We start from the raw sequence: 20,449 nt of genomic DNA, 5'->3' as shown, positions 1-20,449 counted from the left end.
TTATATACTATACTCAATAATCTAAAAACATTAAAAGTATATTTATGAAAAAACACTTTCTTGAACAATCAATCATCTTTTTCTCCGTAAGCAAATGGCTAATAATATCAACTGTAATAGGTATAATAATAGGTTGTATCGTAACTTTTTTTGTAAATACTTTAGAGTACGCAGAAGATTCAAGAGATTTACTTGGATTTAAATACTACTACTTACTTCCCTTTGCTTTAGTTTTTACAGTATGGCTTACTAAAACCTTTGCACCAAATGCAAAAGGGCATGGAACAGAAAAGGTAATAGAAGCAATTCACAAAAGACATGGAAAAATTGATATTTTAGTAATTCCTATAAAACTAATAGCAACAGTTATTACTATTTTTGCAGGTGGTTCAGCTGGTAAAGAAGGTCCTGCTGCACAAATAGGTGCGGGAGCTGCATCTTTTATAGCTGATTTATTTAAGTTTTCAAAAGAGCATAGAAAAAAAATTGTAATTTGTGGAATAAGTGCTGGATTCGCTGCTGTATTTGGAACACCAATTTCAGGTGCAATATTTGGAGTTGAGGTTCTAATTGTAGGTATTATTATGTATGATGTTTTACTTCCTTCTTTTATTGCAGGATTTGCTGCTTTCACAACTGCTCAATTTTTAGGTTTAAACTATACATACTTTGATATGAGATTCTCACAAGCTATTCCACTTGAACTTACTTTAATAGGACAGGTTGTACTAGCTGGACTATTTTTTGGAATTATTGCAGATTTTTTTATTACATTTTTAAAAAAATCAGAATCATCAATTAAATCAATTAAAATGAATGGCTATTTAAAGGCTTTTCTTGGAGGAACTTTTTTAGTTGCTTTATCTTTTATTGTAGGTGATGCTTATTTTGGTTTAGGATTAGAGACTGTTAATAATAGTTTCTTTTCTGATAAAAGCTTATCAGCGGATATTCCTTGGTATGCATTTATATTAAAAACTATATATACTTCAGTAACTCTTGCAGCTGGTGGAAGTGGGGGAGTTTTAACACCTTTATTTTTTGTTGGTGCAACTAGTGGTAATTTATTTGGTACTTTAATGGGAGATCATATTGCTTTCTTTTCAGCAATTGGATTTGTTAGTTTATTAGCAGGTGCTACAAATGCCCCAATAGCAGCTATTATTATGGCTGTTGAGTTATTTGGTTTAGAAATTGCACCTTATGCAGCAATATCAGTTGTAATTACATTTTTAATTACAGGGCATAGAAGTGTTTTCCCTTCTCAAATATTAAGTATGAAAAAAAGTGAGATGTTAGATATTAGTATGGGTGAGGATATAGACCACTCTTCTATTAATGTAAGAGAACAAGATAAGCAAAAATTTAAAGAGTTAAAACAAAGACTTAGAGCTAAAAATAAAATAACACATATAAGAGTTCATAAAGAAAAAGATAAAAAAGAAACATAATTATTTTTAATATTTCCCTAAACAATTACTAACGATGATTGTGTTATAATAACTTTAATTATATAATACAAATATCGGAGGAAGTTATGAGTATCAAGAAAAATATTGTAGTAGGTATTGATTTTTCAAAATTTAGTACAGAAGTTTTAAAAAGAGCATTTCAATTAACAAAACAAAAAAATGCGAAACTAACAATTGTTCATGCAATTGATAAAGGTTTATTTGATAAATACTTCTCTAATTCAAACAATGAAGAATTAATAGCAAAGGCTAAAACAAATATTGAAGAGATAATTACAACTCTTCAAATTAATGATATAGAATATGCAATTGTAGTGAAAATTGAATCACCATCAAGTTTAATTATTGATACAGTAAAAGACACTAATCCTGAACTTATAATAATAGGTGTAAATAGTGTTGATAACTTTAAAACAAAAGTATTTGGTTCAACAGCAATTAGAACTATACAAAATACAAAATTACCTGTATTAATAGTAAAAAACAATTATGAAAAAGATTATGATAGTATTTTAGCATTTACAGATTTATCACCTATTTCAGTAAAAAGTATTAACTTCACAAAAGAGTTTTTTGATAAAAGTAGCATAAAAGTAATTCATGCATATAAACAGTTAAATGACTTTGTCTTAACTTTCCATAACTCACTTGAGCATAAAGATGAAATTCAAGAAGATATAGTTATAAAAGCAAAAGAGAGATTTGAAGAGTTTGCTAAAGAAAATGAAATTACAGATAGTGAACTTATTGAAGTACATCATGGTGTAAGTCAAGTATTACTAGAAAAAGCAAAAGATGAAAATAAAGACCTTGTTGTTCTTGGTTCAAATGGTGTTAAGAATGCAGGTTCATTCCTTTATGGTTCAACTTCATTATATATGATGGAAAATGTTACAAATGATGTTTTAATTTACGTACCAAAAGAAGCATAATAAAAATCTGCTTCTTTACTATTTAGTTTATGATTTGATAACTTTCATATATACTAATATAAAGCTAATAATTACAAATAAAAATATACCTATAGTAAAAAAGAAGCTTTGAACTCCAAGGTAGGAAACAAGTGGATGAAATACTATAGGTGAACTAAATTGACCGAAGAAAATAGCTGAGGTAAAATATCCAGATGTTTTGACTCTTTTTTTAATACTAGTCTTACTTAACATCCATGCAGTTATATTAGTCATCATAATACCACCACCAAAACCTAAAATTGGACTTGTTATATAAAATAAATATGAATGGTTTACAAGACCAACTCCTGTAAAGCCAATAGCAATGATAAATAATCCAATTAAATATATATTAGAGTAAGAAAATCTATTCTTTATCTTAGCAAAGGTAATAGCGCCAAGAGCATTAGATACAAAAGCAAGGGCTATAATCGTTCCTGCAAAACTACCACTTGCTTGAAATTTCTCTATAAGTAAGAAAGGTATTTGCGTTGGCAAAATAAAAAAGATTAGCATATAAAAGAATGCGAGAAAATATATAAAGTACATATTAGAATCAACTTCTATTTCCTCACTATTATTATCATTTACTATAACTTCTTTGATTTGAGTTAACACAAAAGGTAGAAGAATAAATCCAATTAAATAAATACCAAAAGAGTAACGCCAGTTAATATCTGATAAAACTCCCCCTCCTATTACAAAGACAACTCCACCTAAAGCCATAAAAGCACTTTGGTATCCCATAAATTTATGTCTATACTCAGCTTTAAAATAATCTCCTATAAGTGAAGTTGACACAATCATTAAAGTCGCAACTGCTATACCAAAAATAGCACGTGAAAAAAGAAGCATTTCTAGTGTTTGTAAATACAGACCAGCACTTCCTGAAATAGAAAAAATAACAAGTGCAATAACAACAGATTTCTTTTTTCCATACTTAAATATTATATGACCAAGTATTGGAGCTAAAAGTGCAATTACAAGTGAAGGAAGAGTAAGCATAAGACGTGAATAGAATTCAATATTTGCTATATTTGTAAAATGTTCTTTTAGATGAGGTAAAGCTGTTACTATTGCTACGTTTGACATACTAGTAGTCATTGCTAGAAGCAAAAGGGTAAAAATTGTAAGTTTTTTTATATTTGTCATTTAGGAAGTATATAGAAGTATTGTTTAAATCTTTGACTAAAAATTAGTCAAAGATTTTTTTATAAACATGACAATATGGAGTTTTGCCAGTTCTTAGATAATAATTTTGATGATACCCTTCTGCTGCATAAAAAGGTGAGTGAGGTTTAAGTGTAGTTGCTACATCATAACCTTTTGTTTCAAGAATTTTTATCAAGTTTTCAGTTATTTTCTTTTCCTTCTCATCTCCATAAAATACTACAGATAGATACTGACTTCCAATATCTGGACCTTGACCATCTTTTTGAGTTGGGTCATGTATTTCAAAAAATAGTTTTGTTAAATTCTCATATGATATTTCTTCAGGATTATATATAACTTCTACAGTTTCAACATGTCCTGTATCTCCTTTTACTACACCGTAATAACTGGGGTTTTTAACAGTTCCACCCATATATCCGCTGATTACATCTTTCACACCTTTTTGTTTTTCAAGTAAATGTTCAACACCCCAAAAACAACCACCTGCAAAATATGCTTTTTTAGTATTTGTATAATCAATATTTTTATCTTTAGGTACTACAATTTCTTTAGAAAAATTTGTAGAGATAAAGGCTAATAAGCCAACAACTACGATTATTATATATTTGTTCATATCTTATCCTTTATCTCTAATAATAATAAAATATTGTGTAGTTTCTGTTTACTAAAAAATGCATTAAAGAAAGAATCTATGATAAAATAGATAAAAATACATGTAAATAATTGCTTTTTGAATTATATTTGTAACTTTTGTGTATATTATATATAGAAATAAGCTGTTTTTACATAATTTTTACATAATATTATGTTATCGTAATTTCGAATAAAAGGAGAATCAATGAAAAAAATATTAAGTTTAGCTCTTGCTTCTGCATTAACATGCAGTGTAGTAGCGGCAAAAGAGATTAAAGTAGGTGCAGTTATGCCAATGTCTGGACCATTAGCAGCTTATGGTCAAGTTACACACTTAGGTTTAGAATTAGCTCATAAGCAACAACCAACACTTAAAAATGGTGATACAATTAAAATTGTATTATTAGATAATAAAGGTGATAAAGTTGAAACGGCAAATGCTACAACTAGATTAATCTCTTCTGATAAAGTTGTTGCTATTTTAGGTGCATTAACATCTACAAATACAGCTCAAACAATCGCGATTGCAGATAAGAAAAAAGTTCCAGTAATTGCTTCTGTTGCTACAAATGATAAATTAACAGCTAGAAGGACATTTGCAAATAGAGTTTGTTTTACTGATAGTTTCCAAGGTGAAGTTGTTGCAAACTATGCAATTGAATCTGGATATAAAACAGCAGTTGTTATTATTGATCAAGCACAAGTTTATTCTTTAGGACTTTCTAAAGCATTCCAAAAAGCTTTTACAGCTAAAGGTGGAAAAATTGTTAAGAAAATTAAAGTAACTTCAGGTGATAAAGACTTTAAAGCAGTAGTTTCTCAGATTAAACAAATTAATCCAGACTTCATGTTTTTACCTTTATACCATCCAGAAGCTTCAATGATTACAAGACAATCTAAACAATTAGGTTTAAATAAACCAATGTTTAGTGGAGATGGTGTTGCTAACCAAACATTTATTGATTTAGGTGGAGATTCTGTTGAAGGATATATGTTTACAGATTTCTTTGATTCTACTAATCCTCCATCAAAAACTTCTGCTGATTTCGTAACTTTCCATGAAAAAGAAACTGGAAATAAAGAAATGAATTCATTCACAGCATTAGGTGCAGACACATATAATATCTTAATTGATGCAATGAATAGATGTGAAGACCCTACAAATTCAATTTGTATTAATGAACAAATTAAAAAAACAACTGATTTTGATGGTGTTTCAGGAAAAATTTCTATTAATCAAGAAGGTAACGCAACTAGATCTGCAGTTATTAAAGAAATTAGAAATGGTAAAGCTGGATTTAAAGCGACAGTTAACCCGTAGTTTATAAGTAAATTTAAAAAGTCTAGTAAAAGTTTACTAGACTTTTTTTTTGTATTAATAAAAGTAAAAAAGCTACTTTTATTAGTGTGAATATTGACAGTTTTAAAAAATCAGGAGATTTAATGGATATATTAACGTTTATGCAACAGATGGTAAACGGTTTTAGTTTGGGTAGTATGTATGCCCTTATTGCAATCGGATATACTATGGTATATGGAGTGCTTAGGCTTATTAACTTCGCCCATGGTGATATTATGATGGTAGGTGCCTTTTTAGGTTATACATTTATGGCAGTATTTGATTTAAGCTTCCCTGTAACTATGATGTTATCAGTTACAATAGCCGCATTACTTGGTGTTCTAATGGATAAAATCGCTTATAAACCTTTAAGAGAAGCTCCAAAAATTTCATTACTTATTACGGCAATTGGTATCTCTTTCTTTTTAGAAAATACATTTACAGTATTTGCAGGTGGAACTCCAAGATCTTTTCCTGTTCCTGAATATATGGAAAAAATATTTGATGTTTCAGGTGTAGTTTTTTCAGTTGCATCTATTACAGTTCCAATTGTAACTTTAATTTTATTACTTGGAATTTTGTTTGTATTATATAGAACAAAATATGGAATGGCTATTCGAGCACTTTCTTTTGATATTAAAACTGTAAACTTAATGGGTATTGATGGAAATAGAATTATTGCTATTGTATTTGCTCTAGGATCTGCACTTGCTGCAGTTGGTGGCTTATTTTGGGCTATTAATTATCCTAGTGTTGAACCAATGATGGGAGTTTTAGTAGGACTTAAAGCTTTTGCTGCTGCTGTTGTTGGTGGTATTGGCTCTGTAACTGGTGCTGTTATTGGTGGGTTTATTATTGGATTTACTGAAGTTGTATTTATTGCGTTTTGGCCAGAACTTGGTGGTTATAAAGATGCTTTCGCATTTATTTTATTAATTTTTGTATTAATTTTTAAACCAACTGGAATTATGGGTGAAGACCTTGAGAAGAGTAGGTTCTAATTATGATTGAAGATAAAATATTTACTAACCAAAGGTTAATTAACCTAGCTATTATTGTAACTGCTATTTGGTTTACATGGTTTGCTCAAAATACATTTGATGAATATACAATTAGAATTATAAACAACGTTGCAATTTTTATAATCCTAGCCGTTTCTTATAATCTTATTAATGGTATTACTGGTCAGTTTTCACTTGAACCAAATGGATTTGTTGCAATTGGTGCTTATGTTACGGCTATATTAATTGTAGATGCAGATACAATGCTTTATCAATATGATATTGAAGATCCATCAGCTTGGATTTTAGCTATGCAAACAGAGTTTGCTTGGGCACTATTATTTGCAGGTATTATTTCAGCACTTGTTGCATTATCTTTATCTTTTCCTGTATTTAGAGTAAGAGGAGATTATCTTGCAATTGTAACTTTAGGTTTTGGTTTTATTATTAAGATTTTAGCTATTAATAATCCTCAAATTACAAATGGTTCTTTAGGTATAAATGATATTCCAGAATATTCTAATCTTTATTGGACAGGTGGAATTGCTATTTTTACTGTACTTGCTATCTTAAATATCATTTATTCTAAATATGGTCGGGCTATGAAAGCAGTTAGAGATGATGAAGATGCAGCAACTGCAATGGGTGTTAATACATTTAAAATTAAAACTTATGCGTTTACAACTTCAGCTTTCTTTGAAGGTGTTGGAGGAGGATTATTAGCTTCTTTATTAACAAGTATTAGTCCAGATTTATTTACATTCTTCTTAACATTCCAATTACTAATTATTATTGTATTAGGTGGTTTAGGAAGTACAACAGGAGCGATTATAGGAACTATTTTTGTAATGGCAGGATTAGAATATATGAGATTCCTAGATGAACCTATGAGCTTTATGGGAATTGAAACTGATGGAACACCTGGTATGAGAATGGTTGTATTCTCACTTATTTTAATTTTTGTAATGCTTTTTGCAAGAGAAGGTTTAGTTGGTAAAAAAGAACTAAAAGATTTCTTCAAAAAGAAAAAGGCTGATAAATGATTTTAGAAGTTTGTAATGTAACTAAAAAATTTGGTGGTGTAACAGCCATCAAAGATACTTCTTTTAGCGTTCAAGCAAAAGAGATTTACGGATTAATTGGTCCAAATGGTGCTGGAAAAACTACAATGTTTAACATCATCACTGGAAATTATGAACCAACGGAAGGTGATATAAAGTTTCATGGGCAAAAAATAAATGGTATTAAACCTTTTAAAATTGTGCATAGAGGAATAGCTAGAACCTTCCAAAATATTAGACTATTTAATTCAATGACTGTAATGGACAATGTTTTAATTGGTTTTGATTATCAAGCAACTTATACTTATTTTGAAGCTATTTTTAGACTTCCTAGATTTTTCAAAGAAGAAAGTAGAGTTCGAAAAAGAGCTATGGAGATCATGGAGGTTTTAGATATTGCTCAATATGCAGATGAGCAGGCCACTTCACTTTCTTATGGACAGCAAAGAAAAGTTGAAATTGCACGAGCATTAGCTGCAAGTCCACAGCTTTTACTTTTAGATGAACCAGCAGCTGGTATGAATCCACAAGAAACACATGAGTTAGCTGAGTTATTCTTTAAGATTAGAGATGAGTTTGATATTACAATTTTATTAATTGAACATGATATGAAATTTGTAAATAAACTATGTGATAGAGTTATGGTTTTAGATTATGGTAAAACTATTTTTGAAGGTGATATTAAAGACGCGATTAAAGATGAAGAAGTAATAAAAGCTTATCTTGGAGATTTCAAACATGCTTAAAGTTAAAAATTTAGAAGTGTTTTACGGACTTATAAAAGGTGTTAAAAACGTAAATTTCGAAGTAAAGGAAGGACAAATAGTTTCTTTAATTGGTTCAAATGGTGCAGGAAAAACTTCAACTTTACAATCTATTGTAAATGATGTTAAAAAAAATGGTGAAATTACATTTAGAAATGAAGATATTTCTTCAATGAAAACTCATACTATTATTCAAAATGACATTGCCTTAGTTCCCGAAGGACGAAGATGTTTTCAAAATCTTACTATTGAAGAAAACCTTAGAATGGGTGCATTTAATAATGATGATAAGTACGAAGAACTTCAAGAAGAGATGTTTAGACTATTTCCAAGACTTGTTTCTAAAAAAGGTCAATTAGCAGGAACTATGAGTGGAGGGGAACAACAAATGCTAGCAATTGCAAGAGCTTTGATGTCAAGCCCAAAACTTTTAATGCTTGATGAACCTTCTTTAGGCCTAGCTCCTAAAATTATTGGAGAGCTATTTGAAACAATAGTTAGATTAAAAGATGAAGGGATTACTATTTTATTAGTAGAACAAAATGCCTTTGCTGCTTTAGAAATATCTGATTATGCTTATGTTCTTGAAAATGGTGTAGTTGCACTTGAAGGACCAGGAAATGAACTTGTAAAATCTGATGAAATTAGAGCTAAATACTTAGGTGCATAAAACTAATTAAAAAAGAAATAAATAGAAAATTATCTGATATAATACGAAAAAATAAATAAAAGGTTTTTTCGTGTTATCATTTGCTGATTATATCCAAATAGCTATAGGTATTGTGACAATTTTCTCACCCTTTGCAGCTATTCCAATTTTTGTATCACTTACTTCAAATACAACTATTCAACAAAAAAATCAAACTGCTAAAACAGCTTCAATAGCTGCAGGAATTACAGGACTTATTTCTGTATGGATTGGTGAATATATTTTAATATTTTTTGGTATATCTATATCTTCATTTAAAATTGCGGGAGGTATTTTACTTCTTTTAATGGCAATAAATATGTTAAATGCTAAAACACCAAATGCAAAAAGTACTAAAGAAGAACTTGAAGAAGCTCATGAAAAAAGTACAAATATTAGTGAAATTGCAGTAGTTCCACTTGCTATTCCTTTGATTGCTGGGCCTGGAGCAATTTCTACAATTATAATTTATTCTCAACAAGAAAAGACTTTAATACATCTTTTTTATATGAGTATAATAATCTTTTTAATTTCAATAATAATCTTTTTATCATTAAGAGGCTCAACTTATATTACTAAGAAACTTGGAATTACTGGTATAAATGTTATTTCAAGAGTTATGGGACTTATTTTAGCTTCTATTTCTATTGAGTTTATTATTTCTGGATTACTTGTAGTTTTCCCAATTTTAAGTATTAAAAGTTTTTAGATGCTAGAAATAGAAGATTATATAAAAATATTTTTTGGAGTTTTTGCAATTATGGGACCTTTTTCAGTTATGCCTATTTTTGTAAATTTAACGGCAGGAAAATCAAAACTTGAAAAACAACAATTAGCAAAAAATGCTTCAATTGCAGGTTTACTTGTAGCTTTATGTTCTGTTTGGTTGGGTTCATATATTTTAGGTTTTTTTAATATTGGAATTCCTGCATTTAGAGTTGCAGGTGGGATTTTACTTTTAAGTCTTGCTATTAATATGATTAATGCAAAAATTCCAGGTGCTAAACAAACTCCAGAAGAGTTAGCCGAAGCAAAAGTATCAAATAGAGATTTAGCAATTATTCCTTTGGCTATTCCCCTTATTATGGGGCCAGGTGCAATTTCTACAGTTATTGTCTTTTCAAATAATTCAAGTGGAATTGGTCATTTAGTAATTATGAGTATAATTGTTTCAATTCTTATTCTTAATATATTTATTTTTTTAAGAGCAGCAGCTTATCTATCAGAAAAACTTGGTTTAATTGGAATAAATGTAATTTCAAGAATTATGGGATTAATATTAGCAGCTATTGCTGTAGAATTTATGGCAAGTGGATTGATTAAATTATTTCCAGGTTGGGCATAATAAAATAATAGTTTATTATTGATTAACTTTTTATGAATATAATATACTAAATAATATAAATATAAATTAGGATTTAATATATGTTACTAATGCAATTAGAAGCAAGAGAAAAATTTTCATTTTTACAATTAGCACATTACTTGGCTAGAATTGATAGCACTTGTGGTCATAGAGAAGAAGAAGTAATTCTATCTTATTGTACTGAAATGGGAATTGAAAATGTTGATTCATTTGATATTGATTCCTTTTGTTTAGAAGAGAATTTAAACAATTATAAATCACAAAGAAGTCAAAGAATAATTCTTTTAGAACTAATGATATTAATTCATATTGACAATGATTTTCATGTTAATGAAAAAGATTTAATTAACAAAATAACAGAAAAATTTGGCTTTGATAGTAAAGATATAGATGATTATTCTCAATGGGGAAAATCAGTTGCAATGTTGTACCAAGTAGCAAATATTTTTATAAATGAAGTAAATTAGCGAAATAACTATTATTTAAATTTTTTTACTAGGAAAATTTAGGTAGAATGCGCTTATGGAAATAATAGAAACATTAAATACAAAAATTGATAAACTATTACATGATTATGAAAGATTAAAGCTAGAAAATCAGTCATTGAAACAAGAACTTGATTCTTTACAAAATGATAATGATGAATTAGCAAGAAATAATCAGGATATGTTTCTAAGAATAGATAGTACACTGAATCTAATAAAGGCACAAAAAGGTGAATAAAGATATTACTTTCCATATTAATAATATGGCATATACTATTAACGTAACTCCTAACATGGAAAAAGAACTTACAAAATATTTAGATTTAGAAAAAAGTAATGATACAAAAGATTTATTAGCTGCTTATATTAGGATAACTCAAGAATATTCAACATTTAAAGATGATGTAGACCAGATTACAACAAAATTAGCAAGATTTTAATGCACAAATCTTTTAGCCTATTAGAATTGTTAATTGTAATTGCAACAATTTCAATAATATTAACATTTGCAATTCCAAAATTTGATATGATAACAAGTACTTCAAAAATCACAGAACTTAAGTCAAATATTGCACTTATTAGAAATGGAATTAATAAGTTTAAAACTAATCAAATATTATTAGCACAGTCTTCTGATATCACTAGTTTAGATTCAGCAATAGTTGAGAAAAATAATGAATCTTTATTTAACAATGTAATAGAATTTTCAATAGTTTCAACAACTTCAAGTATAAATGAAATTGGTAAATGGATAAAAACTTCACAATCTTCTTATGAATATTTATTAAGTTCAAGTAAAAAAGTATTATTTTCTTTGGAAGATAACAATTTTATATGTAAAAGCAGTTTTGAAATATGTAAGGAAATTGAATAATGTTTTATTATGAAGTAGCACTATTAAAATCTCCTTTAAATAATCTTACATACCAAAGCGAAGAAGAAATAAAAATAGGTTCAAAAGTATTAGTAAAATTGCAAAGACGAAAAGTTTTAAATGATGCAGTTGTTATACAAAAAGTTGAAAAGCCAGAATTTAAGTGTGTTAGGATAGAAGAGATTACTGAAGAATACTATGATAAGCAAATGCTTGAAACAGCAAAGTTTGTATCTCAGTACTATGTTTGCTCACTTGGTGAAGCTTTAAGTGTCTATATCCCTTTTAATAAAGAATTTAAAGATAAAGATGACAAATATTCTTTTGATTGTAATATTGAACTTTCAAGTGAACAAACAAAAGCTTATGCCTTTTTAAATAAGAAAAAACAAGCACTACTTTTTGCAAATACAGGTTCAGGAAAAACAGAGATTTATATAAAGATTATAGAAAATCATCTAAACGAAAATAAACAAGCAATTTTATTAATGCCTGAAATCTCTCTAACTCCTCAAATGCAAAAAAGATTAGAAAAAGTTTTTGATAAAAGTGTTGCTATTTGGCATTCAAAAATCACAAAAAAGAAAAAACTAGAAATACTTCAAGGTTTGCAAGAAGGAAGTATAAAACTAATAGCAGGGGCAAGATCTGCACTTTTCTTACCATATAAAAACCTTGGTGTAATTGTTGTAGATGAAGAGCATGATGAATCATATAAAAGTGATTCAAAACCTAGATTTAATACTAAAGATTTAGCTATTTATATTGCAAAGAAATTTGATATTCAACTAGTACTTGGAAGTGCGACAGTTTCGACGTCTTCTTTTCATAAAGTACCATTTATAAGACTTACTCAAACTTATCATGATACTAGTAAAAAGTATAAGTTTGATGATAGTGATTCAAGTTTGTCTATTCCTATTTTAAATCAAATTTCAAAAACTTTGGAGTCAAAGAATCAAGTGATTGTATTTTTGCCAACAAGGGCAAACTTTAAGTATCAAATATGTACATCTTGTGGAAAGTCAGTTGAGTGTCCTTATTGCTCGGTTTCTATGAGTTTACATAAAAATGACTTAGCATTAAAGTGTCATTATTGTGGTTATACAGAAAAAATCCCTGAGTTTTGTCCAACTTGTAAAACTGGAGTTATTCATAACTTAAGAGTTGGAACTGCACAAATTGAAGAAGAGCTAAATGAAATCTTTAAAGATAAAGTAATCAAAAGATTTGATAGAGATAAGGTAAAAACAAATACACAATTAAAAACAATATTAAATGAGTTTAATAAAGGTGAAATTGATATTTTAGTTGGAACACAAATGCTTTCAAAAGGTCATGATTATCACAATGTTAAATTAGCAGTTGTTTTAGGAATTGATTCTTTACTTAATATGAACTCGTATAAAGCAAGAGAAAGAGCTTTATCACTGCTTATTCAAATTTCAGGACGAAGTGGAAGAAAAGGTGAGGGGGAAGTTATAATTCAGACAAAAAATGAAGAATTTTTCAACTACTATTTAAATGAATCAAATTATGAAGAATTTCTAGAAACAGAACTAGAATTTAGAGAAGATTTATATCCACCATATTTAAAAATGGCAAAAGTAATATTTGCACATACAAATGGTTTAAAAGTAAAAGATGAACTTGATTTTTATGTAAAAAAATTAAAACAAAACAAAGACATAGAAGTAGTTGGTTTTGGGCAATCTCCTATTTTTAAAATGGCAAATAAATACAGATATGAAATAATCTTGCGATCTTCAAATGTAAAAGCCTTACTTACTTCACTTCATTCTATAACTTCAACTATGGCTTCTATTGATATGGATACAATTTACTAAGGTAACAAGATTATGTTGATATTTGAAAATAGGGTCAGGTCATGAATTGGCACTTTTAAACAAGACCAGCTGTTTTTAATAAAATAATATATAATATTATCAAGAATCCAAAAGGATTTATAATGTCAAGACGAACGAGAATTGAATTAGCAGGTTTTCATCACGTATATAATCGAGCAGTAGAAATAAAATATATATTGCAGAACATATCTGTTTTATGCTTTTATTGATGGATATAAGCAAAGTGAAATAGCAAGATATTTAAAGATTTCTTCTTCGAGTATATCTAAGATTATTAAAAGTGGCAGTTCATGACCTGCCCCCTTATTTTATTATATGAATTCATTTTATTATCACTTCTCATCTTTTATCAAAGTATCACCTTGAAATGCAACACATTTAAATTTAATAAAAGTATTTTGTTTTAAGAATATCTCTGCCGATTTTGTTAATATATTATCATGAGATACAATAAAATGATAAGACACTTTTATCTCCTCTAAGTTAATATTCTGTAGATATAAAAAACAATCTCCTACAAATGCTCTAATGTCTTTCTGATTTATTTTATAACTATTTGACATTGTCCAGTTTTTACATTGAACTAAAATAAGTTTATTATCTTTTCTTGCAATAATATCTAAGCCACCATCATTAAAAGAGTTTTTTATTCCTCTATCTTCTACGTCATAGCCATTATATTTATATTTATCAGCAATAAATCTTTCATAATCATTACCATAAGTTTGTCTTTTATTATGATCTTCTATATTACAACTAATTCTATCAGCTGCGAATTGATGTTCTATTCCACCTTTTATTATATAAACATGATTAAACATAAAAAATTTGGGTAAAAAATCTGGATTTATATCAGATAGTGTATAAAATGAAAGATATTTATTTTTTAAATGAGGAGTAGAATATACAACTTTTACTGGTCTAACTAATTCAAATCTATGTTCATACACATTAAATTTTTTATTACCTAAACTTTCAGTTAAATCTTCTCGTTGTCCATTCTCTTCATTATATAAATATACTTCTATGCTACCTATCATAAAGGATATCAATGTTTTTAAATGTTGTATATTTGTAGGACAATAAATCTTATTTATTTTTACATCTAAATGAGGAAATGATTGCTTTATTAAATAGTATTCTTCTTTAATATTTTATACCTTGTATCTAACTTTATATTTATAATAAAATAATAGCATAATAAATTATTATTTAATATATAGAAGTTTTAGTTTATAAACTTCAAAAACAAAACAAAATATTTGTAGTAAGAAATGAACCTTTTATATCCATCAAAAAGAATAGTAGAATAGGAGAATAGGGGTTAGAATAGGGGTCAGGTCATGAATTGCCACTTTTAAACAAGATCAGCTGTTTTCAATAAAATAAGATATAATATTATTAAAAATCCAAAAGGATTTATAATGTCAAGACGAATGAGAATTAAATTAGCAGGATTTCATCATGTATATAATAGAGCAGTAGAAAAAAAATATATATTGTAGAACACATCTGTTTTATGTTTTTAGTGGTGGATATAAGCAAAGTGAAATAGCAAGATATTTAAAGATTTCTTCTTCGAGTATATCTAAGATTATTAAAAGTGGCAGTTCATGACCTGACCCCTTATTTATTCAATTAATTTATTCCAATCAATATACTGTCCAATATTTCTAAAATTATTTATATCAATAAATCTTTTTTTTAATTCAAATTTACAATTTTCCAAATAATCTAAAATTATGATATATATTTCAGAATTAGTTTTATTATGAATACTTATTTCAGGACTAAGTTTATGTGTTTTGAAAATAAATGATTTAGTTCTAGTTTTTCTAATTCTAGTTGATTTATGTTGGTAGTATTCTCCTCTAACTTGAGTTCCTAATGTGTATAGTTTTATATAACCTATAGTTTCGTTATAATCCCAGATATCATAATATTTTATTGATTTCTCGTAATAGCTTTCAAAAGTAATTAATTTATTTCTTTTTATTCCATCTTTGTTCATAAAAAAATTATTATAATTTCTTCTTATATTCTTGTTAATCTCACTTTTATAATCTTCACGAGATAATCTATAAACAGGTATATCAAAAAAATATATTTTTTCATTTTATATTTAAAGTAATTTTATATTTTTCATACTTGATGAAATATTTATCAATAGTATATTTATATTTAAAATAATCAATTTCTATCAGTTGATTAATTAAATTTTTATATACATCCATACAATCTTTCAAGTATTGAATAGCTTCTTTTGAAGTTAAAACTTCATTTAGATATAATATATCAATATCTTTAAATTTATCAAAACCTTTAAAATAAGTTTGATTAATTGAAATATTAATATCATTTTTTGATATAAGATTCTCAATAAACCTTTTTACTAACTGAATTTGGAATAGTTTCGATAGTTTTGGTCTCAAAGAATCCATAAATTGAATTAAATCTACAATATAATTTTTAAAATGTGGATTATTTAAACTTTCAAAAATCAATGTTCTTACATCCTCTTTGTAAATATATTTTACTTTATATAAATACTCTTGTATTGTTTTAATTTCATATAAAACTTTGTTCAACTTATCATTATCAATTTCATATTTAATAAAATTTATAAAATAATCAGATACTGGATTAAATAAATCTTCTGTTAAAACTATAGATAAATTATTATCTATAATATATTTTCTTACGAAAGTATTTGATGTTGTTGTGTGTGAATTCAAAGAATCTAAATATACATATATTAAATCGCGCATAGATAGTTTAACAAAATATGGCCTTATAACTTTATGTTTAAGACTTGAATTAAACCAATAAAGTTCAAAAAGTTCTTTTTCCAAAATATTTTTAGGTATTGGAATTTCAATATATCTATTTTCATAATCATTTTTTCAATAATTTTATTAATCTTATTATAAAGTATTTTTGTATCTTCATTATTAAAATTAAAATCAACAAGATAATATATTCTTTCAATAAACATATCATATACATACATGGCAGAAATTTTCTTTTTATTGGGTGATATACTTTGAATATCTTTTAATGTTCTAGAAAGCATTTTAGGTATTTTTTTAGAAATTTTATAACTTTTGTAATATTTAAACATTCTATCTAAAATAGTTCTAAATAGTATTTTACATATGACCTGTTTGAAATAGGGGTCAGGTCATGAATTGCCACTTTTAAACAAGAAATAGGGGTCAGGTCATGAATTGCCACTTTTAAACAAGACCAGCTGTTTTTAATAAAATAAGATTTAATATTATTAAAAATCCAAAAGTATTTATTATGCTAACTAAAATAAGAATAGATTTAGTCGTGTATCACCATGGGATATATTTAAAAACAATACCAAATTAAGACTAAATTTAATACAATATATTATCTTAAATTTAAAGGTGGATAAAATGCATTTGAGTGAAGATATAAAACCAATTAGTTATTTAAAAACAAAAACAGCTGATATTATAAATAGTGTAAATGAAAATCAAAGAACTATAATCATAACACAAAATGGTGAGGCTAAAGCAGTTGTTCAAGATATTAAAACTTATGAAAACTTACAAAACTCTTTAAATTTATTAAAATTAATTGTTCAAAGTGAAAATGATATCGAGAACAATAATACCATAAAACAAGAAAAAATGTTTGATAATTTAGAACATAAACTATTTGGATAAAATCATATGAAACAATTTGAAGTGATATGGACAAATAGTGCCCAATTTGATTTAGAATCAATTATTGAATACATTAAAATTGATAGTTTAAGTATTGCAAAGAAAATATTTTTTGAAATTAAAGAAGAATGTAATAGTTTATATACTTTTCCAAAAAGAAAAAGAATTGTACCAGAATTACAGCAAATAGGTATTTTAAAATATAGAGAAATTATATATAAAAGATGGCGAATAATATATAAAGTTGATGATAAAAAAGTATATATTTTATTAGTAGTAGATTCAAGTAGAAATTTAGAAGATGTACTATTTCAAAGATTACTTAAAACAAAATGATAACAAGCCAGAGAAATGGAATAGGAAAATAGTTGGAAATAGGTCTCAGGTCATGAGAATTGCCACTTTTCAAACAAGAACAGTTACTTTCAAAAAAACAATACAGAAGTACCTAAAATAAAGAAATTAATATAATCATCCACTAATAATTTCTAAATTCATAATAAAATCAATAACTTTTTTATCAGTCATTTCACAAGGTTTTAAAAGTCCGTCTTTTATCGTTAAGAAATAGTTACCAGAAACAATATCATTATTAGAAAGATTAAGTGCATATAGTTTTATTATTGAATTATTTACAATCGTATCTTTAGTTACTAGATACTTATTATTTTTATATAAAGTATAAAAACTTTTATTTGGTAAGTTTATAAGTTTTGTTCTAAATTGATTTATCATATTTAATTATATCATATACATTAAATATAGGATTCATGAGATTCAAATTCGATTTACAACTAGCTATTATCGTATTTTCAAAGTGTGTTGTAAAAAATCCGAAAAATCCGGGGACAGTTGCCACCTTATTTCTTATTTCCATTTCCTTATTTTTACAAATAAAAAAGTAGGAAGACCAAAGAAAAATCATTGAAAAATTAATTGGTATACTGTCCCTAGATTAGATTGTTAATTGTGAATATGATATCAATTATATGTAATTAAGTATATTATTATTTAATTGATATGATTGTGTCAATTACAATTAATTTTTAAGGATATGTGTTTTGAACAATGATAATATTAAAAGAATTATGAAATCTGCTAGTCAAAGGATACGTGCTGAACGTATTGCATTAAAACTAACTCAAGAAGAATTTTCTGAATTTATTGGAATTAAATATTCAACATACAAACAATTTGAGCAAATAGGAAAAATATCATTTGAGAACTATATTAAGATTTTAATAAAAATCAATAAAGAAGAGCAATTTCTTAAATTTTTAGATAGTTTTGAATTTAATGAACAAAAAAAAAGAGCTGTCAATAAAAACAAAGATGATTTTTATGATGCTTTAAAACCAATTATTGAAGTTAGTCAAAAACATATAATCTTAGATAAAATAGAAGATTAATGCTTCTTATCAAGTATTTTGGGGAAGAAAGATTGAAATTGCATATCGTTAAATTAAAAGATGTAAAAGTACTAAAATCATTTAATAAACACATAAAATATATGTTAGAAAAAACACAGAAAGTATTAGAGCTTATATCAAATGATGATATATTTAAAAATAGATATTTAGAAAACAATATACAATACAACATCGATGACCTTTATAGAAAAATTCAATCTGTTAGAGAGTTTTATGAAAAGCTTGATGATGAAGGAATCAATACTTTAGTACAAAATCCTAAAACATATGAATGGTATAGATTAAAAATAGAAAACTTTATTCATGAAGAAGTATTAACAAAAGTTTACCAGGATAATTAAAAGCAAGCTCTAAGAGTTAAACTTAGTTTATTTTACTTTATTGTACAATGCCAAAAAATTAATGGAGTTATTATGGCTAATACAAAAGAAGAATTTAAACAATTAATAGAAAATATTCAAGCTCAAAGCTGGTACAAAAACCCAATCGGATTTGGTATTGCAAAAGTAGATAGAGGTCAATTAGACTCATCAAAAATCTTACAAGCAACTTTTCCAATTATTAACTGGAATGAAAATAACGGTAGTGCGGCTGTATTTCTAGATGCTTTAAAAAAATCTGGTCAAGATGTAGATACAAGTAAATCAGAATTAGTATGTAGTATTAATGATGAGTTTTTAACAGCTTGTGTTGAAGCATTTACTCCTTATATTCCAGAAGCTAAAGGTGAAGACCATAAAAATGTTCAAGTTATTTCAACACTTGCTTCTTTACCAATTGATTCAGGTTTAACAGCTGATGATTATAAAGTTGTATTTATTTTTGAAGATACAGATGTTGCTTCTACTGAAGCTGCATACTTAAAATTATATGCATTATCAACTGGAAAAGCAGCTTTAAGATCATTAAACTTAAATGGTGTATTCGGAAAATTACATAATTGTGCATGGGTTGGTAATCAACCAATTGAATTAGACTGGTTAAGAGCTAATGAAATTTCATTAAAATTATCAGGTAAATATCCTGCTATTGATATGGTAGATAAATTCCCAAGATTATTATCACATGTAATCTTAGCAGATAACACAAGAATTTTAGAAACTTCAAAAGTTAGAATGGGTGCACAACTTGCAGCTGGTACTACTGTAATGCCTGGTGCTGCATACATTAACTTTAATGCTGGAACTGAAGGTGCTGTAATGGTTGAAGGAAGAATCTCTTCATCTGCTGTAGTTGGTGCTGGTTCTGATGTTGGTGGTGGAGCTTCTATTTTAGGTGTTCTTTCTGGTACTGATGGTGTTCCTGTTTCTATTGGTGAAAATACTTTACTTGGTGCAAATTCTTGTACTGGTACTGCTATTGGTGATGGTTGTATCTTAGATGCTGGTGTTACTATTTTACCAGGAACTAAAATCACTTTATCTGAAAAAGCTGTTGATGCAATTGCTAAAGCTAATCCAGAAAAAGAAATTAAATCTCTTATGAGAGGTATGGATTTCCTAGGTGTAAATGGAGTTCACTTTAGACAAAACTCAGTAAATGGTCAAATTGTTGCTATGAGATCAACTAGAGAAGTTAAATTAAACGCTGACTTACACTAATAAATACTAAAAATTAATATCCTAATATAATTATATTAGGATATTA

The 20,449-nt window shown here is 27.0% G+C and carries 25 protein-coding genes; 19 read left to right on the top strand and 6 right to left on the bottom strand.

The genetic code is table 11. From position 1 onward, the window contains the following. Positions 1-44: 44 nt before the first annotated feature. The gene (locus tag KO488_RS10275; RefSeq protein WP_216058708.1) at positions 45-1,451 is read left to right on the top strand and encodes a chloride channel protein; all 1,407 of its coding nucleotides are present in this window, start codon (positions 45-47) and stop codon (positions 1,449-1,451) included. Positions 1,452-1,537: 86 nt separating this feature from the next. Beyond that, a complete protein-coding gene (locus KO488_RS10270) occupies positions 1,538-2,404 on the top strand; it encodes a universal stress protein (protein WP_216058707.1) in 867 nt (288 codons plus the stop codon). 27 nt (positions 2,405-2,431) lie between these two features. Here the strand turns inward: KO488_RS10270 and KO488_RS10265 are convergent, their stop codons facing one another. After that, complete coding sequence (locus KO488_RS10265; protein ID WP_266099297.1) at positions 2,432-3,577, bottom strand: MFS transporter; 1,146 nt, start codon at positions 3,575-3,577, stop codon at positions 2,432-2,434. A 43-nt stretch (positions 3,578-3,620) separates the two neighbouring features. Further along, complete coding sequence (msrA, locus tag KO488_RS10260; protein WP_216058705.1) at positions 3,621-4,211, bottom strand: peptide-methionine (S)-S-oxide reductase MsrA; 591 nt, start codon at positions 4,209-4,211, stop codon at positions 3,621-3,623. A gap of 225 nt (positions 4,212-4,436) precedes the next feature. On the opposite strand from msrA, the gene KO488_RS10255 reads away from it, so the two are divergent. From KO488_RS10255 to KO488_RS10200, 12 genes are all read left to right on the top strand, one after another. Further along, positions 4,437-5,552, top strand: a complete 1,116-nt coding sequence (locus KO488_RS10255; protein WP_216058704.1) for an ABC transporter substrate-binding protein — start codon at positions 4,437-4,439, stop codon at positions 5,550-5,552. Positions 5,553-5,674: 122 nt separating this feature from the next. Next, a complete protein-coding gene (locus KO488_RS10250) occupies positions 5,675-6,571 on the top strand; it encodes a branched-chain amino acid ABC transporter permease (protein ID WP_216058703.1) in 897 nt (298 codons plus the stop codon). Positions 6,572-6,573: 2 nt separating this feature from the next. After that, a complete protein-coding gene (locus KO488_RS10245) occupies positions 6,574-7,614 on the top strand; it encodes a branched-chain amino acid ABC transporter permease (protein ID WP_216058702.1) in 1,041 nt (346 codons plus the stop codon). Then, on the top strand, positions 7,611-8,378 hold the full coding sequence (locus KO488_RS10240) for an ABC transporter ATP-binding protein (RefSeq protein ID WP_216058701.1): 768 nt from the start codon (positions 7,611-7,613) through the stop codon (positions 8,376-8,378). The genes KO488_RS10245 and KO488_RS10240 overlap by 4 nt, the downstream gene beginning before the upstream one ends. Next, positions 8,371-9,066: an ABC transporter ATP-binding protein gene (locus tag KO488_RS10235; RefSeq protein ID WP_216058700.1), complete on the top strand. Its 696-nt coding sequence runs from the start codon at positions 8,371-8,373 to the stop codon at positions 9,064-9,066. Before KO488_RS10240 ends, KO488_RS10235 begins: the two co-directional genes overlap by 8 nt. 70 nt (positions 9,067-9,136) lie before the next feature. Further along, the gene (locus KO488_RS10230; protein ID WP_216058699.1) at positions 9,137-9,793 is read left to right on the top strand and encodes a MarC family protein; all 657 of its coding nucleotides are present in this window, start codon (positions 9,137-9,139) and stop codon (positions 9,791-9,793) included. After that, on the top strand, positions 9,794-10,429 hold the full coding sequence (locus KO488_RS10225) for a MarC family protein (RefSeq protein ID WP_216058698.1): 636 nt from the start codon (positions 9,794-9,796) through the stop codon (positions 10,427-10,429). An 80-nt stretch (positions 10,430-10,509) separates the two neighbouring features. Next, positions 10,510-10,917 carry a TerB family tellurite resistance protein gene (locus KO488_RS10220; RefSeq protein ID WP_216058697.1) on the top strand — a complete coding sequence of 136 codons (408 nt, stop codon included), beginning with the start codon at positions 10,510-10,512 and terminating at the stop codon, positions 10,915-10,917. Positions 10,918-10,972: 55 nt separating this feature from the next. Beyond that, positions 10,973-11,173 carry a cell division protein ZapB gene (gene zapB, locus KO488_RS10215; protein ID WP_216058696.1) on the top strand — a complete coding sequence of 67 codons (201 nt, stop codon included), beginning with the start codon at positions 10,973-10,975 and terminating at the stop codon, positions 11,171-11,173. Next, positions 11,166-11,375, top strand: a complete 210-nt coding sequence (locus KO488_RS10210) for a hypothetical protein (protein ID WP_216058775.1) — start codon at positions 11,166-11,168, stop codon at positions 11,373-11,375. The genes zapB and KO488_RS10210 overlap by 8 nt, the downstream gene beginning before the upstream one ends. Further along, complete coding sequence (locus KO488_RS10205; protein WP_216058695.1) at positions 11,375-11,809, top strand: type II secretion system protein; 435 nt, start codon at positions 11,375-11,377, stop codon at positions 11,807-11,809. Before KO488_RS10210 ends, KO488_RS10205 begins: the two co-directional genes overlap by 1 nt. Continuing rightward, complete coding sequence (locus KO488_RS10200; RefSeq protein ID WP_216058694.1) at positions 11,809-13,656, top strand: primosomal protein N'; 1,848 nt, start codon at positions 11,809-11,811, stop codon at positions 13,654-13,656. The genes KO488_RS10205 and KO488_RS10200 overlap by 1 nt, the downstream gene beginning before the upstream one ends. A 353-nt stretch (positions 13,657-14,009) precedes the next feature. Here the strand turns inward: KO488_RS10200 and KO488_RS10195 are convergent, their stop codons facing one another. The 3 genes from KO488_RS10195 to KO488_RS10185 form a co-directional block, all read right to left on the bottom strand. Next, positions 14,010-14,717 (bottom strand): restriction endonuclease, encoded by a 708-nt coding sequence (locus KO488_RS10195; protein WP_216058693.1) that lies wholly within the window; start codon positions 14,715-14,717, stop codon positions 14,010-14,012. 590 nt (positions 14,718-15,307) lie between these two features. Beyond that, positions 15,308-15,688: a hypothetical protein gene (locus tag KO488_RS10190; protein ID WP_216058692.1), complete on the bottom strand. Its 381-nt coding sequence runs from the start codon at positions 15,686-15,688 to the stop codon at positions 15,308-15,310. A gap of 100 nt (positions 15,689-15,788) precedes the next feature. Further along, positions 15,789-16,445, bottom strand: a complete 657-nt coding sequence (locus KO488_RS10185; protein WP_216058691.1) for a hypothetical protein — start codon at positions 16,443-16,445, stop codon at positions 15,789-15,791. Between the two features lie 654 nt (positions 16,446-17,099). Between KO488_RS10185 and KO488_RS10180 the strand changes: the two genes are divergently transcribed. Both KO488_RS10180 and KO488_RS10175 read left to right on the top strand, forming a co-directional pair. Continuing rightward, positions 17,100-17,372 (top strand): type II toxin-antitoxin system Phd/YefM family antitoxin, encoded by a 273-nt coding sequence (locus KO488_RS10180; RefSeq protein WP_216058690.1) that lies wholly within the window; start codon positions 17,100-17,102, stop codon positions 17,370-17,372. A gap of 6 nt (positions 17,373-17,378) precedes the next feature. Beyond that, positions 17,379-17,708, top strand: coding sequence for a type II toxin-antitoxin system RelE/ParE family toxin (locus tag KO488_RS10175; RefSeq protein WP_216058689.1), 330 nt, complete (start codon positions 17,379-17,381; stop codon positions 17,706-17,708). A 135-nt stretch (positions 17,709-17,843) separates the two neighbouring features. On the opposite strand, the gene KO488_RS10170 is transcribed toward KO488_RS10175, so the two are convergent. Next, positions 17,844-18,107, bottom strand: coding sequence for a hypothetical protein (locus KO488_RS10170; protein ID WP_216058688.1), 264 nt, complete (start codon positions 18,105-18,107; stop codon positions 17,844-17,846). Between the two features lie 326 nt (positions 18,108-18,433). Here KO488_RS10170 and KO488_RS10165 point away from each other — a divergent pair, with 326 nt between their 5' ends. The 3 genes from KO488_RS10165 to KO488_RS10155 all read left to right on the top strand — a co-directional run bounded on the left by KO488_RS10165 (position 18,434) and on the right by KO488_RS10155 (position 20,403). Continuing rightward, complete coding sequence (locus KO488_RS10165; protein WP_216058687.1) at positions 18,434-18,781, top strand: helix-turn-helix domain-containing protein; 348 nt, start codon at positions 18,434-18,436, stop codon at positions 18,779-18,781. 38 nt (positions 18,782-18,819) lie between these two features. Next, positions 18,820-19,143 (top strand): hypothetical protein, encoded by a 324-nt coding sequence (locus KO488_RS10160; RefSeq protein ID WP_216058686.1) that lies wholly within the window; start codon positions 18,820-18,822, stop codon positions 19,141-19,143. Positions 19,144-19,215: 72 nt separating this feature from the next. Continuing rightward, on the top strand, positions 19,216-20,403 hold the full coding sequence (locus KO488_RS10155) for a tetrahydrodipicolinate N-succinyltransferase N-terminal domain-containing protein (RefSeq protein WP_216058685.1): 1,188 nt from the start codon (positions 19,216-19,218) through the stop codon (positions 20,401-20,403). The last annotated feature ends 46 nt before the right edge of the window (positions 20,404-20,449 follow it).

It is taken from the genome of Poseidonibacter lekithochrous (assembly GCF_018861145.1).
Classification (GTDB): Bacteria; Campylobacterota; Campylobacteria; order Campylobacterales; family Arcobacteraceae; genus Poseidonibacter; species Poseidonibacter lekithochrous_A.
This window is presented reverse-complemented; position numbering and strand designations above follow the sequence as displayed.

What these genes read in the sequence shown, in the direction of transcription:
- KO488_RS10170 (WP_216058688.1), bottom strand. Translation starts at nt 18,107, where the DNA reads ATGATAAATCAATTTAGAACAAAACTTATAAACTTACCAAATAAAAGT.
- KO488_RS10275 (WP_216058708.1), top strand. Translation starts at nt 45, where the DNA reads ATGAAAAAACACTTTCTTGAACAATCAATCATCTTTTTCTCCGTAAGC.
- KO488_RS10255 (WP_216058704.1), top strand. Translation starts at nt 4,437, where the DNA reads ATGAAAAAAATATTAAGTTTAGCTCTTGCTTCTGCATTAACATGCAGT.
- KO488_RS10155 (WP_216058685.1), top strand. Translation starts at nt 19,216, where the DNA reads ATGGCTAATACAAAAGAAGAATTTAAACAATTAATAGAAAATATTCAA.
- KO488_RS10220 (WP_216058697.1), top strand. Translation starts at nt 10,510, where the DNA reads ATGTTACTAATGCAATTAGAAGCAAGAGAAAAATTTTCATTTTTACAA.
- KO488_RS10205 (WP_216058695.1), top strand. Translation starts at nt 11,375, where the DNA reads ATGCACAAATCTTTTAGCCTATTAGAATTGTTAATTGTAATTGCAACA.
- KO488_RS10195 (WP_216058693.1), bottom strand. Translation starts at nt 14,717, where the DNA reads ATGATAGGTAGCATAGAAGTATATTTATATAATGAAGAGAATGGACAA.
- msrA (WP_216058705.1), bottom strand. Translation starts at nt 4,211, where the DNA reads ATGAACAAATATATAATAATCGTAGTTGTTGGCTTATTAGCCTTTATC.
- KO488_RS10235 (WP_216058700.1), top strand. Translation starts at nt 8,371, where the DNA reads ATGCTTAAAGTTAAAAATTTAGAAGTGTTTTACGGACTTATAAAAGGT.
- KO488_RS10200 (WP_216058694.1), top strand. Translation starts at nt 11,809, where the DNA reads ATGTTTTATTATGAAGTAGCACTATTAAAATCTCCTTTAAATAATCTT.
- zapB (WP_216058696.1), top strand. Translation starts at nt 10,973, where the DNA reads ATGGAAATAATAGAAACATTAAATACAAAAATTGATAAACTATTACAT.
- KO488_RS10185 (WP_216058691.1), bottom strand. Translation starts at nt 16,445, where the DNA reads ATGCGCGATTTAATATATGTATATTTAGATTCTTTGAATTCACACACA.
- KO488_RS10240 (WP_216058701.1), top strand. Translation starts at nt 7,611, where the DNA reads ATGATTTTAGAAGTTTGTAATGTAACTAAAAAATTTGGTGGTGTAACA.
- KO488_RS10265 (WP_266099297.1), bottom strand. Translation starts at nt 3,577, where the DNA reads ATGACAAATATAAAAAAACTTACAATTTTTACCCTTTTGCTTCTAGCA.
- KO488_RS10250 (WP_216058703.1), top strand. Translation starts at nt 5,675, where the DNA reads ATGGATATATTAACGTTTATGCAACAGATGGTAAACGGTTTTAGTTTG.
- KO488_RS10190 (WP_216058692.1), bottom strand. Translation starts at nt 15,688, where the DNA reads ATGAACAAAGATGGAATAAAAAGAAATAAATTAATTACTTTTGAAAGC.
- KO488_RS10270 (WP_216058707.1), top strand. Translation starts at nt 1,538, where the DNA reads ATGAGTATCAAGAAAAATATTGTAGTAGGTATTGATTTTTCAAAATTT.
- KO488_RS10175 (WP_216058689.1), top strand. Translation starts at nt 17,379, where the DNA reads ATGAAACAATTTGAAGTGATATGGACAAATAGTGCCCAATTTGATTTA.
- KO488_RS10245 (WP_216058702.1), top strand. Translation starts at nt 6,574, where the DNA reads ATGATTGAAGATAAAATATTTACTAACCAAAGGTTAATTAACCTAGCT.
- KO488_RS10180 (WP_216058690.1), top strand. Translation starts at nt 17,100, where the DNA reads ATGCATTTGAGTGAAGATATAAAACCAATTAGTTATTTAAAAACAAAA.
- KO488_RS10225 (WP_216058698.1), top strand. Translation starts at nt 9,794, where the DNA reads ATGCTAGAAATAGAAGATTATATAAAAATATTTTTTGGAGTTTTTGCA.